This window comes from Pseudodesulfovibrio halophilus DSM 5663 (assembly GCF_059568665.1).
In genome coordinates this window covers 62,591-77,702 of the sequence record NZ_JCANTV010000009.1, presented here as the reverse complement: position 1 = coordinate 77,702, position 15,112 = coordinate 62,591, and the positions used below count along the sequence as shown (strand labels likewise).

11 protein-coding genes are annotated in these 15,112 nt (G+C 61.2%); 5 read left to right on the top strand and 6 right to left on the bottom strand.

The genetic code is table 11. The annotated features are described in order from the left end of the window. Positions 1-243 precede the first annotated feature (243 nt). Genes BR24_RS05070 through BR24_RS05060 form a run of 3 tightly spaced genes read right to left on the bottom strand, consistent with a single transcriptional unit; the run spans position 244 to position 5,340 of the window. The gene (locus BR24_RS05070) at positions 244-2,571 is read right to left on the bottom strand and encodes an FAD-dependent oxidoreductase (RefSeq protein ID WP_496540423.1); all 2,328 of its coding nucleotides are present in this window, start codon (positions 2,569-2,571) and stop codon (positions 244-246) included. 40 nt (positions 2,572-2,611) lie between these two features. Beyond that, positions 2,612-4,246 carry a glutamate synthase-related protein gene (locus tag BR24_RS05065; RefSeq protein WP_496540422.1) on the bottom strand — a complete coding sequence of 545 codons (1,635 nt, stop codon included), beginning with the start codon at positions 4,244-4,246 and terminating at the stop codon, positions 2,612-2,614. Beyond that, positions 4,210-5,340 carry a class II glutamine amidotransferase domain-containing protein gene (locus tag BR24_RS05060; protein ID WP_496540421.1) on the bottom strand — a complete coding sequence of 377 codons (1,131 nt, stop codon included), beginning with the start codon at positions 5,338-5,340 and terminating at the stop codon, positions 4,210-4,212. The genes BR24_RS05065 and BR24_RS05060 overlap by 37 nt, the downstream gene beginning before the upstream one ends. Positions 5,341-5,824: 484 nt before the next feature. On the opposite strand from BR24_RS05060, the gene rffA reads away from it, so the two are divergent. Further along, positions 5,825-6,955 (top strand): dTDP-4-amino-4,6-dideoxygalactose transaminase, encoded by a 1,131-nt coding sequence (gene rffA / locus BR24_RS05055; RefSeq protein ID WP_496540420.1) that lies wholly within the window; start codon positions 5,825-5,827, stop codon positions 6,953-6,955. A gap of 81 nt (positions 6,956-7,036) precedes the next feature. Here the strand turns inward: rffA and BR24_RS05050 are convergent, their stop codons facing one another. Then, complete coding sequence (locus tag BR24_RS05050; protein ID WP_496540419.1) at positions 7,037-8,410, bottom strand: sodium-dependent transporter; 1,374 nt, start codon at positions 8,408-8,410, stop codon at positions 7,037-7,039. Positions 8,411-8,704: 294 nt separating this feature from the next. On the opposite strand from BR24_RS05050, the gene BR24_RS05045 reads away from it, so the two are divergent. Beyond that, positions 8,705-9,199 carry a hypothetical protein gene (locus BR24_RS05045; protein ID WP_496540418.1) on the top strand — a complete coding sequence of 165 codons (495 nt, stop codon included), beginning with the start codon at positions 8,705-8,707 and terminating at the stop codon, positions 9,197-9,199. A gap of 451 nt (positions 9,200-9,650) precedes the next feature. Here the strand turns inward: BR24_RS05045 and BR24_RS05040 are convergent, their stop codons facing one another. Then, positions 9,651-10,400 carry a hypothetical protein gene (locus tag BR24_RS05040; protein WP_496540417.1) on the bottom strand — a complete coding sequence of 250 codons (750 nt, stop codon included), beginning with the start codon at positions 10,398-10,400 and terminating at the stop codon, positions 9,651-9,653. Between the two features lie 50 nt (positions 10,401-10,450). Next, positions 10,451-11,068, bottom strand: a complete 618-nt coding sequence (locus tag BR24_RS05035; RefSeq protein ID WP_496540416.1) for a LysE family translocator — start codon at positions 11,066-11,068, stop codon at positions 10,451-10,453. A gap of 87 nt (positions 11,069-11,155) precedes the next feature. On the opposite strand from BR24_RS05035, the gene BR24_RS05030 reads away from it, so the two are divergent. From BR24_RS05030 to lepA, 3 genes are all read left to right on the top strand, one after another. Beyond that, positions 11,156-11,641 (top strand): hypothetical protein, encoded by a 486-nt coding sequence (locus BR24_RS05030; protein ID WP_496540415.1) that lies wholly within the window; start codon positions 11,156-11,158, stop codon positions 11,639-11,641. 128 nt (positions 11,642-11,769) lie between these two features. After that, on the top strand, positions 11,770-13,143 hold the full coding sequence (locus BR24_RS05025) for an MFS transporter (RefSeq protein WP_496540414.1): 1,374 nt from the start codon (positions 11,770-11,772) through the stop codon (positions 13,141-13,143). 147 nt (positions 13,144-13,290) lie between these two features. Further along, positions 13,291-15,093: a translation elongation factor 4 gene (lepA, locus tag BR24_RS05020; RefSeq protein WP_496540413.1), complete on the top strand. Its 1,803-nt coding sequence runs from the start codon at positions 13,291-13,293 to the stop codon at positions 15,091-15,093. Positions 15,094-15,112: the final 19 nt, after the last annotated feature.

Here is a 15,112-nt window from a genome sequence, read left to right as displayed (position 1 = left end):
CCCGCCAAGCAAGTGCCGCAGCAATGCCGGTCGAGGCACAGACCTCTCGTCGAGGGCGGCGGCGCACCCTCAACAGCGCAGATTTTGCCTTCTTTTTTCTGCGCAAGCAAAAAAGAAGGTCGGCCGACAGGCCAAACCCTGCAACTGGTGCGAAAAGGCGACCCTCCATCGGAAGAGGCCGCCGGAGCTCAAAAAAGGGCGCGGAATGAATCCGCACCCTTTTGTATTCTATGTCTCGACGTATTAGCCGATAGGCGTGTTCTCGACCATGTTCCAGATGCCGCAGGGGCAGACGCTGGCGCAGAAGCTGCACCCGATGCACTTTTGCGGATCGGAGACCATCTCGAAGCCGCCGTCTTCCAATGTCTTGCGGGAGATGGCTGCCTGCGGACAGACGGTCTCGCAGAGCCCGCAGTCGCGACAGGTTCCGCAGGAGGAACATTCGTCGGCGCACTGCTGCAGGCTGGAGAACTCGGTGAGTCTGGGATCGAAGTATTCCAGAGTCATGCGCGAATAATCGATCATCTCGCGGGTGTCGGTCTGCGGGCGTTTGCCCTGGAACATCTCGTCGATGACCTCGGCGGTGCGGCGTCCGTGACCGATGGCGTGCGTGAGCAGGCCCGGGCGCACGATGTCGCCGATGGCGAACACCTTGGAGTCGGTGGTCTGATAGTTGTCATTGACCACCACATGGCCGCGCTCGACGGCGATGTTCTCGGGCAGAAACTCCACGTCGGGCTGGTCGCCGATGGACATGATGACCGTGTCGGCGGGCAGCAGCTCCCCGGACTGGAGCAGGACGCCTTCCTCGGTGACTTCCTTGGTGAAGCAGGGCCATTTGAACTTGGCTCCGACCTCTTCCGCTTCCTTGCGTTCCTTGCCGAAAGAGGCGGGTTCCTGAATGTCGATGAGGGTGATGTCCTCGGCGCCGAGGGCCGCGGCTTCGGTGGCCACGTCACAGCCGACGTTGCCCGCCCCGATGATGACGACCTTCTTGCCGGGCTTGATGGCCTGCTTCTTGGCTTCCTGAAGGAAGGTCAGGGCCGGGACGATGCGCTCGTGGCCGGGCACCGGGATGATGCGAGGCTTCTGGGCGCCCACTGCGAGCACGATGAAGTCGTAGTCATTGCGCAGCGCGGTGAAGCCGTCGCTGTCGAGCTTCTTTTGCAGGTGCACATGGGGCAGCACCTTGCTGACCCTTTCGAGTTCGGCGTCGACCACATCCTTGGGCACGCGGCTGTTGGGAATGGCGGAGGATATTTTGCCGCCGAGGGTCTCGGCCATGTCGAAGACCACGGCTTCGTGCCCCTTCATGCGGATCTGCCATGCCACGGAGAGGCCGCCGGGACCGCCGCCGATGACTGCGACCTTTTTGCCGGAGAGCGGCGGAAGCTCGGGGACTTTGCTGTTGACCCCCTCGCGGCCGATCTTCTGGATGTCCACGGCGGGCATGTTCTTGGTCTGGCGTGTACAGCCTTCCATGCACAGGTTGGGGCAGAGGTAGCCGCAGACCGTGGCGGGGAAAGGCGTGTAGGCCAGCGCGAGGTCAACGGCTTCGTCAACGAGGCCGTCGCGCACGAGCCGCCAGCGTTCCTGCACGGGCATGCCGGTGGGGCAGCTGGTCTGGCAGGGGGCTGCGTATTTGGCGTTCTCCCAGACCGGGACAAAGCGGCGCAGTTCGCCATTGACCACGAGCGGGATGGGGCTGCGGTCAATGTCTGTCAGGTCGCCGATGAGACCGCCCTTGCCGAGTTCCTCTTCCCATACATCGGCGCGGAAGGCGCTCATGGAGCGGCGCGCCGTGCCTTTCTTCTCGTACGGGGTCTTGGCGACGATGAGCTGCCAGTCCTCGCGGCGGGTGAGCTCGTCGAGCAGCTCGGTACGGCCGATCTTGTTGAGGAAGTTTTCGACATTCTCGGTCAGCCAGCCCCAGATATCGTCGCTGATGGGCTCGAGGCGCGCGTCGGCGTTGGAGAAGCCGTCGTGCGGACCGCGGACGAAGATGCGTCCGCCGACCATGCCGACACAGGGACGGTATCCGAGGACGTTCTCGGGGTTCTGGGCTTCATGGCCGCAGATGACGGCGGTGCCGCCGGCCATGAACTCGGCGAAGTAGTCGCCGGAGCCGCCGAGCACCCACATTTCGGGCGGATCGAAGCGCGGGTTGGTCTTGGTCATGGTCATGCCGCGCGCGCCGATGTTGCCTTCGATGAAGACCTTGCCCTGCGCCATGGCGTTGCATGCGCCGTTGGAGGCGTGGCCGTGAACGACGATCTCGGCGCCGGCGTTGAGCCAGCCCACGTCGTCGGAGACGGGGCCCATGACTTCGATGGTGGTGCCGCCGAAGCCCATGGAGCCGAGCCGCTGACCGGGCGCGCCGTTGACGGTGATATTGACGGGCTCCTTGTCGGAGACCCAGAGGCGGCCGCCGATGCCGTGCTGACCGAAGGCTTCGACGGTCAGCTCGCGCGCACCTTCGGCCACGGCCTGCTGGATGCGCTCTTCAAGGATGCGCGATTCGACCCTCGTGTCGTTGTCGCGGCCCTCTATTCTGATGCTTTTCGTTGCCATTGTTGTTCTCCGGTATCCTGAGGATTCGCTGTCTCGGGGCCTAGACCACGTACTTGATGCCGAGGCGTTCGGCGGCGTCCTTGTCGCTGATGCCGAGCGCGTCCGACATGCCGATGGGCAGGGACGTGGAGCGTCCGAGCGGAGCGATGATCTTTTTCAGTTCCGTGTCGAAGCTCAGGTAGAAGTCCACCACGCGTTCGGCGACCTTTTCGGGATCGAGGCGGCGATAGATACGCGGATCCTGCGAGGTGATACCCTTGGGGCACACGCCGATGTTGCAGACGTTGCAGCGGTCGGCCTCAGAGCCGACGCAGCCCGCGGCGGCCTGCATGACGTACTTGCCGCACTGCACCACGCTGGAGCCGAGCATGATCATGGCGGCGGCGTTGGCGGCGAGGTTGCCGGTCTTGCCGATGCCGCCCCCGGCCACGAGCGGAATCTCGTTCTGGGTGCCGGTCTTGCAGAGCGCGTTGTAACAGTCGCGCACGCTGCTGGCGATGGGGTGGCCCATGTGGTTCATGGACACGTTGTAGGCAGCGCCGGTGCCGCCGTCCTCGCCGTCGATGGCGAGGCCCGCGGCGTAGGGGTTGCGCACGAGGTTGTTCAGCACCGCCAGCGAGGTGGAGGAGGCCGAGATCTTGGGATAGACGGGCACGCGGAATCCCCAGGCCATGGACATGGACTGGATCATCTTGGCAACGGCTTCCTCGATGGAGTACTTGGTCTGGTGCGTGGGCGGGCTGGGCAGGCTCACGCCTTCGGGCACGCCGCGGATGGCCGCGATGAGCTTGTTGACCTTGTACCACATGAGCAGGCCGCCGTCGCCGGGCTTGGCACCCTGTCCGTATTTGATCTCGATGGCGCAGGGGTCTTCCTTCATGTGCGGGATGGCGTGGATGATCTCGTCCCATCCGAAGTAGCCCGAGGCGATCTGAAGAATGACGTACTTGAGGAAGCGCGAGCGCAGCAGGCGCGGCGGACAGCCGCCTTCGCCAGTGCACATGCGCACGGGCATGCCCAGCTCCTCGTTGAGGTAGGCGACGCCCATCTGCAGGCCTTCCCACATGTTGGGAGAGAGCGCGCCGAAGGACATGGCGCCGATGACCAGCGGATAGATTTCGCGAACCGGCGGTTTCCAGCCGTGTTCGTCGAAGGTCTTCATGGACTGCTCGGGCGACTGCACCCGGCCGAGCAGGGTGCGCATCTCGAACTCGTGGCGTCCGGCATCCAGCGCCGGGTCGGTAAGCATGGAGATGCGGATGAACTTGATCTGGTTCAGCAGGCTCTCGTCGGCATTCCTGCGGCCGCCGCGGGTGCGCGGCTGTCCGCCCCTGTTGTTGTGGAACTGCAGGGTGTTGGAATGGAACTGGCGCGCTGGCTGGATGGCGTTGTTGGGGCAGACCATGTTGCACATGGAGCAGCCGATGCACGCGTATGCCGGGTCGGTGCGCTGACGAATGCCGTAGTAGATGGAGTATTCATTGTGCGCCTTGGTGCGCAGTCCTGCCGGGGTCTTGATCTCGCGCTTGCGGAACACGCCGAGTTCGATGGCGCTGACCGGGCACACGGAGGTGCAGCGGCCGCATTGCTGGCAGGTTTCCTTGTCCCACTGGATCTGCCAGGGGAGATCCTTGACGCCTAACGTCGAGGGGGTAACGGGTCGTTCTGAGAGCATGTGACAACCTCCCGGCAATCGGGGCCGACGATCGCCGTATCAAGATGCATGGGTTGAAAGTCCTTGGTCCTGTCGCGGTCGGGGATGGCGGCGTCGAGGCCGCATATCTCCGAGGAGAAACCGTAGATGCCGTCCTTGCCGCCGACCACGCCGGGGCGCAGCTTCTTGCGGTCCTGGGTCATGAACATGGAGCCGTCCGGCAGACAGCCGATCACGCAGTTGGGGCCGTCGATGATCAGCTTGCGACAGCTGCGCTTGAGTTCCTGCAGGAAGGCGCCGTCCGGGTGTTTCTCCATCTCCTCGTTGCTGAGAGGCGTGATGATGTGCTTGTAGGCGCGGATGTCCAGCCCGAGACGCTTCACGGTGTAGTGGGCGATGTGGGTGAAGACCTCGGAGTCGGACTGGTAGCCTTCGTAACCGGTGATGTCGCGGGACTGCAGGTATTCCCGGATGGGAATGAAGGCGGTGTTTTCGCCGTTGGTCATGGTGCCCACGCCTTCGATGAAGAACGGGTGGCAGGCGTACAGGTTGATGGCGTAGTTGGTGTTCTGTCTGCCCTGGGCAAGGATGTGGCGCGCGTGAATCTCCTCCCGGCCGAGCTGGAGGTATTCTCCTATGGCGAGCGGGTCGCCCACTTCCTTTATCATGATGGTGTCCGGCCAGAAGGAGAAGGCCATCATGTCGCCGGTCTTTTCGCCCTCGGCGCGCAGGTCGAGGCGCATCTGCACCAGCTGCCTTCCCTGCTCCTCGGCGGACAGGGTCTTCCATTCCGCCGGCGGCTGGAAGGCGATGGAGGCGTATGTGCCGCGTTTCGGGGTTCCCGGAGGCGGTGCGCTTTCAGGGGTGAACAGCACGCTGTGCTTGGCCTTGAACCCCTTGGCGGAAACAAATTCATCGGCCCGCCGCAATCCTTCGTCGGTGAAGATGCCCGAGAGAATCGGACAGTCGCCGAGTTCCTCGAACGGGCCGCCCAGCCCGTTGAGATACAGCCCCACGCCGGAGCCGTCGTGCCCCTCCTTCATGACGTTCAGCGCGTCGACGGCGAGCATGGGCGATATCGGATCACGGCTGGTGAGTGCAAATAAGCGGCACATGATCACTCTCTCCATGGTTTGAGTTCATTTTTCAGAGTCGGAAAGGTCTGCATATTTGCAATTTGGCCTGAAAGTCAAAGGAAAAAGCGCCCGATTGACATATTTTTGTTTCAAAAGGGGATTCAGGGGTGTTTTGACTTGTGCATAAAGGGGGTAAAATGAACATTTTTGTTTAAAAATGCGTTTTGTGCCTCTTCTGTGCCTTGGTCAAGCGCCAATTTGGCGTCAATTCTTGCGTGAAGACAGCGGTGACAGCTTTGCAGGCGGAGCGGAGGTGTCACAAAGTCGGGAAACGCCATGTCAATTCGGCGCAGCGTCAGGAAATTTCTGCGCTCGTGCGCGCAGCGCCTGCCGGATGAGGCCACCGTGGTTGACTTCACGAGGCCGTGACAATTATAAGCGGCAGGAACCCGCGACGCCTCCAGCCCGGCCCAACCCTGCGGCCTGCGGGCCGAGACCGTCCAAAAAACATCAAGAAGGTACGATGATACCATTCAATAAGCCGTTCATCGTCGGCAAGGAACTGTACAATATCGCCTGCGCCGTGGTGCAGAACGGCCATCTGGCCGGCGACGGCCCGTACACCAAGCAATGCCACGAGCTGCTCGGCAAAATGCTGGGCTGCAAGTCGGTGCTCTTGACCCACTCCTGCACCGGCGCGCTCGAAATGGCCGCCATCCTCGCGGACGTCGGCCCGGGCGACGAGGTCATCATGCCGTCGTTCACCTTCGTGACCACCGCGAACGCCTTCGTGCTGCGCGGCGCCACCCCGGTGTTCGTGGACATCCGGCCCGACACCCTGAATATCGACGAGACTCTCATCGAGCAGGCCGTGACCGAGCGAACCAAGGCCATAGTGCCCGTGCACTACGGCGGCCGCGCCTGCAACATGAAGGCGATCATGGACATCGCCGAGCGGCACGACCTCATCGTGGTCGAAGACGCGGCGCAGTCGCTCATGTCCTTTGACGGCGACCGGCCGCTCGGGACCATCGGCCACTTTGGCTGCCTGAGCTTTCACGAAACCAAAAACGTCATCTCCGGCGAAGGCGGCGCGCTGATCATCAACGACGACCGCTTCCTCGATCGCGCCGAGATCATCCGCGAGAAAGGCACGAACCGCAGCCAGTTCTTCCGGGGACAGGTGGACAAGTACACCTGGGTGGACATCGGCTCATCCTACCTTCCCAGCGAGTTGACCGCCGCGTTCCTGCACGCCCAGCTGGAAAACGCCGAAGCCATCGACACCAAGCGCCGTGAACTGTTTCAGGTCTACAGCGAAGAGCTGGCCGACCTTGCCGAACGCGGCACTATCGTGGCTCCTGACAACGACGCCTGCCACGAGTGCAACGGGCACCTCTATTTCATCATCCTGAAAAGCCTCGAAGAGCGCACCGAGCTGATTCGTTTTCTGGCCGAACGGGAGATCAAGGCGGTCTTCCACTACGTTCCGCTGCACTCCTCGCCCGCCGGGGAGCGCTACGGTCGAACCTTCGGCGACCTGAACGTCACCGATCAGGTCAGCGACACGCTGCTGCGCCTGCCTCTCTATTACGACATGGAAAAGGACGACGTGCGCGAAGTGGCGGCCGCCATCCGCGACTTCTTCGCCTGATCCGCCTTTTGCTGCCAAATGCAAAACGGCCGCTCCCGGATATCCGGGAGCGGCCGTTTTTTATCTGAATGTGAACCGCGGCTAGCCGAAGAGGTCCAGCAGACCGAGGCCGTTGAGCATGACCAGCAGCACCAGCAGCGGCGAGACGTAGCGCACGATGAGCAGGAACAGCGAAATTACCGCCCCGTTGTGCAACGAGTTGTTGTTGGACAGGCATTCCTTGACCTTCTCCTGCCCGAAAAGCCACCCGGCGAACAGGCAGATCATCAGGCCGCCCGCGGGCATGAGGATGTTGGAGGAGAGCTGGTCGTAGAAGTCGAAGAAGTTGAGGCCGAACAGCTTCACGTCGGCCATGGGGCCGAAGGAGAGCGTTGCCGGGACACCGCACAGACCGAGCCCGATCGCCACGAGGATGGTCGCTTTCCGGCGGGAGCAGTCCTTGAGCGTTTCTGTGAAGAACGCCACCGGGACCTCGAAGAGCGAGAGCATGGCGCCGATGGTGGCGATGGCAGTCAGCACGAAGAACACCACCATGAACAGCTGGCCCATGGGCATGGAGCTGAACACGGCCGGGATGGTCATGAACAGCAGCCCCGGACCGGCGGCGGGCTCGAAGCCGTAGTTGAAGACCGCCGGAAAGATGGCGATCCCGGCCAGCAGCGAGACCGTCAGGTCTGCCAGCATGACGCGAGTGGCCACCAGAGGGACGTTGGCATCCTGGCGAAAGTATGAGCCGTAGGTCATCATGGTGCCCATGCCGATGGAGAGCTTGAAGAACGCCAGCCCGAGCGCCATGAGGACCGCTTCCCCGGTGATCTTGGAAAAGTCGGGCGAGAACAGGAACGCCAGGCCTTCCCCGGCCTTGGGCAGGGTCAGGGAGCGGATGCACACCGCGACCAGCATCACGAAAAGAATGGGCATCAAGGTTTTGGTGGTCTTCTCGATGCCCTTGGTCACGCCGCCGATGATGATGGTGCTCACCAGCGCCAGCACACCCCACTGGAACGCCAGCGAGGACCACGGGTTGGAGACCATGGCTCCGAACACTCCCTCGGCCACCGCCGGATCGGTCGTGTTCAGATCACCCAGAGAAGCCTTGATAACGTAGTTGAACACCCAGCCCGCGACGTCCGTGTAAAACGCCATGATCGCAAACGCGGCCACCACGCCCGAAGCGCCGACAAGCATCCAGGCCTTGCTGCGGGCAACCTTGCGCCATGTGCTGATGGCGTTACTGCGCGCGTAACGGCCCATCATGATTTCGGAAATCATGACAGGCAGCCCCACGAGCAGGGTCGCAAGGATGTAGATGAGCAGGAAGGCCGCGCCACCGTGCTCTCCCGTCATGTAGGGAAATTTCCAGATATTGCCCAGCCCGACCGCGGAACCGAGCGTCGCCGTCAGGACTCCCAGTTTCGTTGCGAATCCTTCCCGATCGCAATGTGGAGTTGCCATGATTATATCCTTTTTTCTGATTGGAAGATTCTCCGTCAAGAACGCGGGTGTTTGATAGAAAAAAAGAGAAACATTTGCAAGAATGTAATGAATGGCGAAAGTCGAAGCATTCAAACTACGAAATCCGAAAAAGACAGACTTTCGCCGTTGTTGAAAGAACCGGTACGGCAAAATTGTGAACAGACAAAAGCAATTGCGTCATACACGCATGAGGGGTAGTATTTTTTACCAATGGAAGAATCTCCTGACCACAGGAGCCAAGATTACTCATAAAAGTCCTTTTTGCGAGGCCATATGGCACGGAAGAGCAGAAACAGAAAAAGCGGAGACCTCACTCGCAAAGCGATGATAATCGTCGTCCTGTTCACCGTTGCAGTCGCCGCCGGGTTGGCCGTGGGCTACTATCGGCACGGCTATACGCCCATGGCCGAAGTGGCCCTGAATGCCAGCATCACCATAAAGGGCCTCTCTCTTAAAGACCTGAACCTCACGAGCAACGAAATCGGCGAACTCAACCGCTCCATGAGTCGCCACGCAAAGACATTCACCGAAATGTCCATAGAAATAGACAAGAAAGCCGCAAAGAGAGTTCGCGACAACACGCGTCTCGCATGGAGCATGAAGCTCACACCGCGAGGAAGCGGCGTCGTCAAGTCCTGGCCCAGAAAATGCCCGAGAAAACGACTCGTCGAAAGCATCGTCCAGTACGTCGATACCGCAGCCAGCGAGTACAACAGGCTGAGACGCTCCCCCGACATGAAACGCGGCATCCGCGAAATCTACATCTGAGAATGCTCTCGGCGGCACTGGTCCGCCGGATCCCTTCCTTTTTGCTCGGGCAACTTGTCAAACCAAACCGAACAGCTTGGCAACGCCTTGTACTTCAGAGATTTTCCGGTTTGCCCTCTAGCCGAACTTCTTCCCTGGGCGATGGTTGACGAGGTTTAGCGTCCGGGTCTTCGAGACCGGGCAAAAGAATCTCTATACCTTGACCGACATTGCTGCGGTGCTTTGCTGGAAGCTCTGAGGGGGAGCTTTCGGGAACTGTATTTGGATAAGGGAATCCGTCAGCCAAGACCCTCAGAACCAAGATAGCCCGTCAGCGGGGTTGCAGCTTGGGCGCGGGGTGTGCGGTCGCATGGATCGTGCGCTGCAACCGCGCTGACAACTCAGGGTTTCCAAAGGGGGGCCGCCCCTTTGGCGGGGTGCAGGGGCAGCGCCCCTGCCCGTCGGAGACGATTTATCCGGGCATGTAGGCTTTGGCGATTCGGAAGACGTCGTCGTAGGGCATTTTGGCTCGGATGCCGAGGGCCATTTCGAGTGACATGTCCATTTTGCGGCTGGTTTCGTTGATGGTCTGGTCTCGGATTCCTTCGAGGTGGTAGGCCAGAAAGTCGGGCTCGAAGTTGTCTATGGCGAGGGAGAGTCCTTCGGTGAAGTAGCGGGACTTGGTGTGCCTGAGGAAGCGGTCCAGTCCGGCGCGTCCTTCTCTGCGGGCGTAGATGGTGAAGAAGAGCAGCTTGACCACGAGCTGGTCGAAGCGAATCTTGTGGTCCACGGCGAGCAGGGTGGCGAGGTCGGCGTCTTTTTGTTTGACGGCCTGAACAAGCCCCGAGGCCATTTCGAAGGCTTTTTTTTCGGACAGGGGGGCGTGTGAGAATTTGGAGTCCATGCGTACCAGGGTGACACGGGGATTCTCGCCTGAGGCTATGGCGAAGAGCGAGAGTCGCATGAGGTCTATCTTGCGGCGGTAGTCGTCGAGGAGGGTGTCGCGCTTGACTTCGGCGAGTTTGCGAACGAGACCTTCGTCCATTTTGGAGAAGACCGTTTCCAGCAGGTGTCGGATGAAGATTTCCGTGGTGCCGTCGAGTTCGTCGCGGACGATGGTTTTGCCTTTTCTGGTGTCCATGATCTTGCGGATGGACAGCCAGTAGGCTGTGAGCCCTTCGAAGGGCATTTCCAGTATGTCGAGATCCTTGCCTTCGGCCATTTCCTGCTCCGGTTTTGCTGAAGGGTACTCCAGCGCGCGGAAAAAGCCAATTACATGATGAGGCTGGCGAAGGAGCCGATGCCGAACGCGGCGATGACCCCGCCTGATATCTTCGTGACGAGCGGCAGTTTGGCTGTCAGGCGGCTCCTCATGCGGTTGGATGCGGCGCTGAGGAAGGCCCACCAGCCGGTGGAGCCGAGGAATACGCCCAGAACCAGAACGCAGGCGCCGAAAGCGTCGAAGGTCAGGCCCTCTGATCCGAAGGCTGTGAATACTGCCATGAAGAAGACGATGGTGGCGGGGTTGGTCAGGCCCAGCAGGAAGGATGTCCCGAAGTCCTCGGTCAGTCCGCCGGGTCGCGGTGTGGCGACTGATCCGGGCATCTCGGTGGGCTGGCGCAGTGTCTTGAGGCCCATCCAGAGCAGGATGAGGCCGCCGATGACCTTGAACCATGCCTGATGGTCGAGCAGGAAGCCGGAGATGAAGGTCAGGCCGAATCCGGCGACGGCGCCGTAGATGGCGTCGGCGACGGCCACGCCGAGTCCGACGGCCATGCCGCCGCGCATGCCTCCGGAGAGGCTGCGCTGAATGCAGAGGACGCCCATGGGGCCAACGGGGGCGGCGATGGACAGGCCGATGATCATGCCTTTGAGGAGCGTGGCGAACATGGATTTTTCCCGTGAGAAGCGGTCGTCTTGACCTGTTATAACCCTGTGCTATAGACCGACTGAAGACGTCAGCAAAGAGGGGAACATATGGCTGCCAGGTCGAGAGTGTCAAATGCCGAAGTGATCAGAAACGTGCTTCTTGCCGTCATCGCGATCGGCTCGCTGGTGGCCTTTTTCGGGCTGGACCTCTTCGAGGGCCGCAGCACCTTGTTCTTCAACGCCAAGAACACCCCGCCGGTGTCCTTTACCGGCGATGTGAAGAGCGGCGACATTCCCCAAAACGGCATGGAACGTCTGCACGCCTACCTTGGCAAGCATCGCGACGTCTTCAAGTCCGTCAAGGTGATAGCGTCCAAGCAGGACAGCTACGCCAAAGGGCCCGACGCACAGGTGCTGTTTGAAATCCACGCCGAAATGAAGAACGGCACAAAGGTGAGAACACCGGTCCAGCGCACCACCATGCGCCGGCTCGTCACTGACATCGTGGCCAAGCTGAACAAGGACGCCAAGGCGGCCCGCGCCGTGGGCGGCGAAAACGGCGGCGACGGCAACACCCTCATCAACTCCATGTAATGAACTTTTTCACAACCGCGGACTGCGGTTGACACTCCCCTCGGACTGGATTAGTTGCAGCGTAAACTATTTGAGGGCGCACCGGGGCGGACTGCGGTCCGCGGGTGCGCCCTTGGGGATTTTAGTGCATGGAATCAAAGAGCAAACATTCGATATTATTTGCAATTACCACAACGCAGTTCGCGGTGCCCTACATGGTATCCGGGATCGCAGTGGCGTTGCCTGCCATTGGGCGGGAGCTGGGCGCCAGTGCGGTGGGGCTGTCTCTTGTGGAGTCATCGTACATCGCGGCGGTGGCCATGCTGCTGCTGCCGGTGGGGCGGCTGTGCGACATGTTCGGCGGCGGGCTGATTTTCACCATCGGGCTGGCGCTGTATCAGCTGATAACCCTCGCCTTGGGATTCGTGCACGACATGGAGCATTTCGTGCTGCTGCGGCTCTTTCAGGGCTTTGCGGGGAGCATGATGGTTTCGCCGGGCATGGCGCTTCTGGCGGAGGCGTATCCGCCGGAGGAGCGTGGCAAGGCCATCGGCATCTCGGTGACGGGCATCTATCTCGGTATCTCGGCGGGGCCGTATCTGGGCGGCATGGTCACCACCATGTTCGGTTGGCGCTGGGTACTCTTCACGGGACTTGTGCCGTGTCTCGCGGCGCTGTGGCTTTCAATGCGCGGACTGCCCATGACCTTCAGCAGGCGCGCGGAGGGCGGGTTCGACTGGCTCGGGGCGGCGCTCTCGGTCTCGGGCATCGGCATGGCCGTCTTCGGCAGTTCGTCCTTTGACGAGCCGTACGGCGTCTACTGGCTCGCCGGCGGGTTGACGGCTGTGGCCGGATTCGTCGCGTGGGAATTCTACTGCGCGCATCCGCTGCTGGATATGCGCCTCTTCCGGGGCAACCGGGTGTTCTCGTTCGGCAATCTGGCCCAGTACATCAACTACACGGCCACGTTCGGCGTGACGTTTCTGTTGAGTGTCTTTCTGCAGTACGGGCGGGGGATGACCGCGCACGAGGCCGGGGGGATTCTGGTGATACAGCCGCTGACCATGGCCGTGCTCTCGCCCATTTCGGGCAGATTGTCGGACAGGCTGCCGACGCGTCTGCTGGCCGGAACAGGGATGCTGCTTTCCATCTCCGGGATCGCGCTCGGGTCTTTCATCGGGCTGGACAGCGGCCTGCCGCACGTGGTGGCCGTTTTGCTGCTCGTGGGCGTGGGCACGGCCTTTTTCGCCACCCCGAACATGAGTTCCATAATGGGCAGCGTGGGGCCGAAGCATCTGGGAGTGGCCTCGGCCATGACCGCCACCATGCGCACGGTGGGCATGACCTCGGGCATGATTCTCATAACCCTCGTCATGGCCCACATGCTGGGGCAGAATCCGGTGACGTCCGAGAACATCGACCTGTACGTGAAATCTCTGCAATATGCGCTGACGGGGTTCACGGCGATCGGTATTCCGGGAATCCTGCTGGCGTACAGGGCGCGCAACGGTCACACGGGCTGAGTTTACGAAAGCGGCCGCGCTTGTTAAATGGCGGGGTTCATTATATTGGACACATGGACGGAAGTGCCGTAAAAAGCATCTCCTGCTTCCCCGGCAACCCCGGGCCTTCAGTTGCGTCCAAACATCAACCCGCCGGGCCTGCACACTATGAAAAGAGAAAATATTAGAAATTTCAGCATCATTGCGCACATCGACCATGGCAAGTCCACTCTGGCCGACCGCATTCTCGAGATGACGGGGCTGCTGACCGAGCGCCAGAAAAAGGATCAGTATCTCGACAGGATGGACCTTGAACGTGAACGCGGCATCACCATCAAGTCGCAGGCGGTCCGCATCCCGTACAAGCACAGCAACGGCGAGGAATACATCCTCAACCTCATCGACACGCCGGGCCATGTGGACTTCAGCTACGAAGTTTCCCGAAGCCTCGCCGCGTGCGAGGGCGCGCTCCTTGTCGTGGACGCCACGCAGGGCGTGGAGGCCCAGACGCTGGCCAACGTCTACCTGGCGCTGGACAACGATCTGGAAGTCATCCCCGTGCTGAACAAGATCGACCTGCCGAGCGCCGAACCCGAGCGCATCGCCGAGGAGATCGAGGAGAGCATCGGCCTCGACTGCTCCGACCCCATCTGCATCTCCGCCAAGACAGGCGAGGGCGTGGACCGGGTGCTGGACGCGGTGGTGGACATGCTCCCCCCGCCGGAGGGAGACCCCGAGGCTCCGCTCAAGGCGCTCATCTTCGATTCGTGGTACGACTCCTATCAGGGCGTGGTGGTACTGGTGCGCATCGTGGACGGCACCCTCAAGAAGGGCGACGAGATCCGCATCATGTCCAACGACAAGAAGTTCGACGTCACGGCCATGGGTATCTTCATGCCCGACCCCAGAGAGGTGAAGAGCCTCGGGCCGGGCGAGGTCGGTTTCGTCAGCGCGTCCATGAAGGACCTGGGCGACGCGCCCGTGGGCGACACCATCACCAAGGTTGAGCGCCCCTGCGAGAAGGCCTACCCCGGCTTCAAGCCGGTCAAGCCCATGGTCTACGCGGGGCTGTATCCCGTGGAGCCTTCGCAGTACGAGCCGCTCAAGGCCGCGCTGGAAAAGCTCCAGCTCAACGACGCGGCCTTCACTTTCGAGCCCGAGACGTCGCAGGCGCTGGGCTTCGGCTTCCGCTGCGGCTTTCTCGGCCTGCTGCACATCGAGATCATTCAGGAGCGGTTGGAGCGTGAGTTTCAGGCGCAGCTGATCACCACCGCACCGAGCGTGGTGTACGGCGTGACCACGGTCAACGGCGAGGATCTCGTCATCGACAACCCGAGCAAGCTCCCGGACCCGACCAAGATCGAATGCGTCCGAGAGCCGTTTGTGCGTATGGAAGTCCACGTGCCCAACGACTTTGTGGGCGCGGTGCTGGCGCTTTGCGAGGAAAAGCGGGGCATCCAGAAGAACATCGCCTACATGTCCACCAACCGCGTGATCATCACCTACGAGATTCCCTTCGCGGAGATCATGTTCGACTTCTTCGACAAGCTGAAGTCCAGCACCAAGGGCTACGCCTCTCTGGACTACGAGGTCATCGACTACCGCGAGGCGGACATGATCAAGCTGGACATGCTCATCAACGGCGACCCGGTGGACGCGTTCTCCTGCATCGTCCACCGCGAAAAGGCCGCCCGCGTGGGCCGTTCCATCGCGCTCAAGCTCAAGAGAAGCATCCCTCGGCAGATGTTCGAGGTCGTCATACAGGCAGCCATCGGCAGCCGCATCGTGGCCAAGGAGCGCAACCCGCCCCTTCGCAAGGACGTAACCGCCAAGTGTTACGGCGGCGACATCACCCGTAAGCGCAAACTTCTGGAAAAACAGAAGGAAGGCAAGCGCCGCATGCGCCGTATGGGCAACGTCGAAATTCCACAGGAAGCGTTTCTCGCCGTGCTCAAGACCGACGAGGATTAGCCGACACCAATCGGAGTAA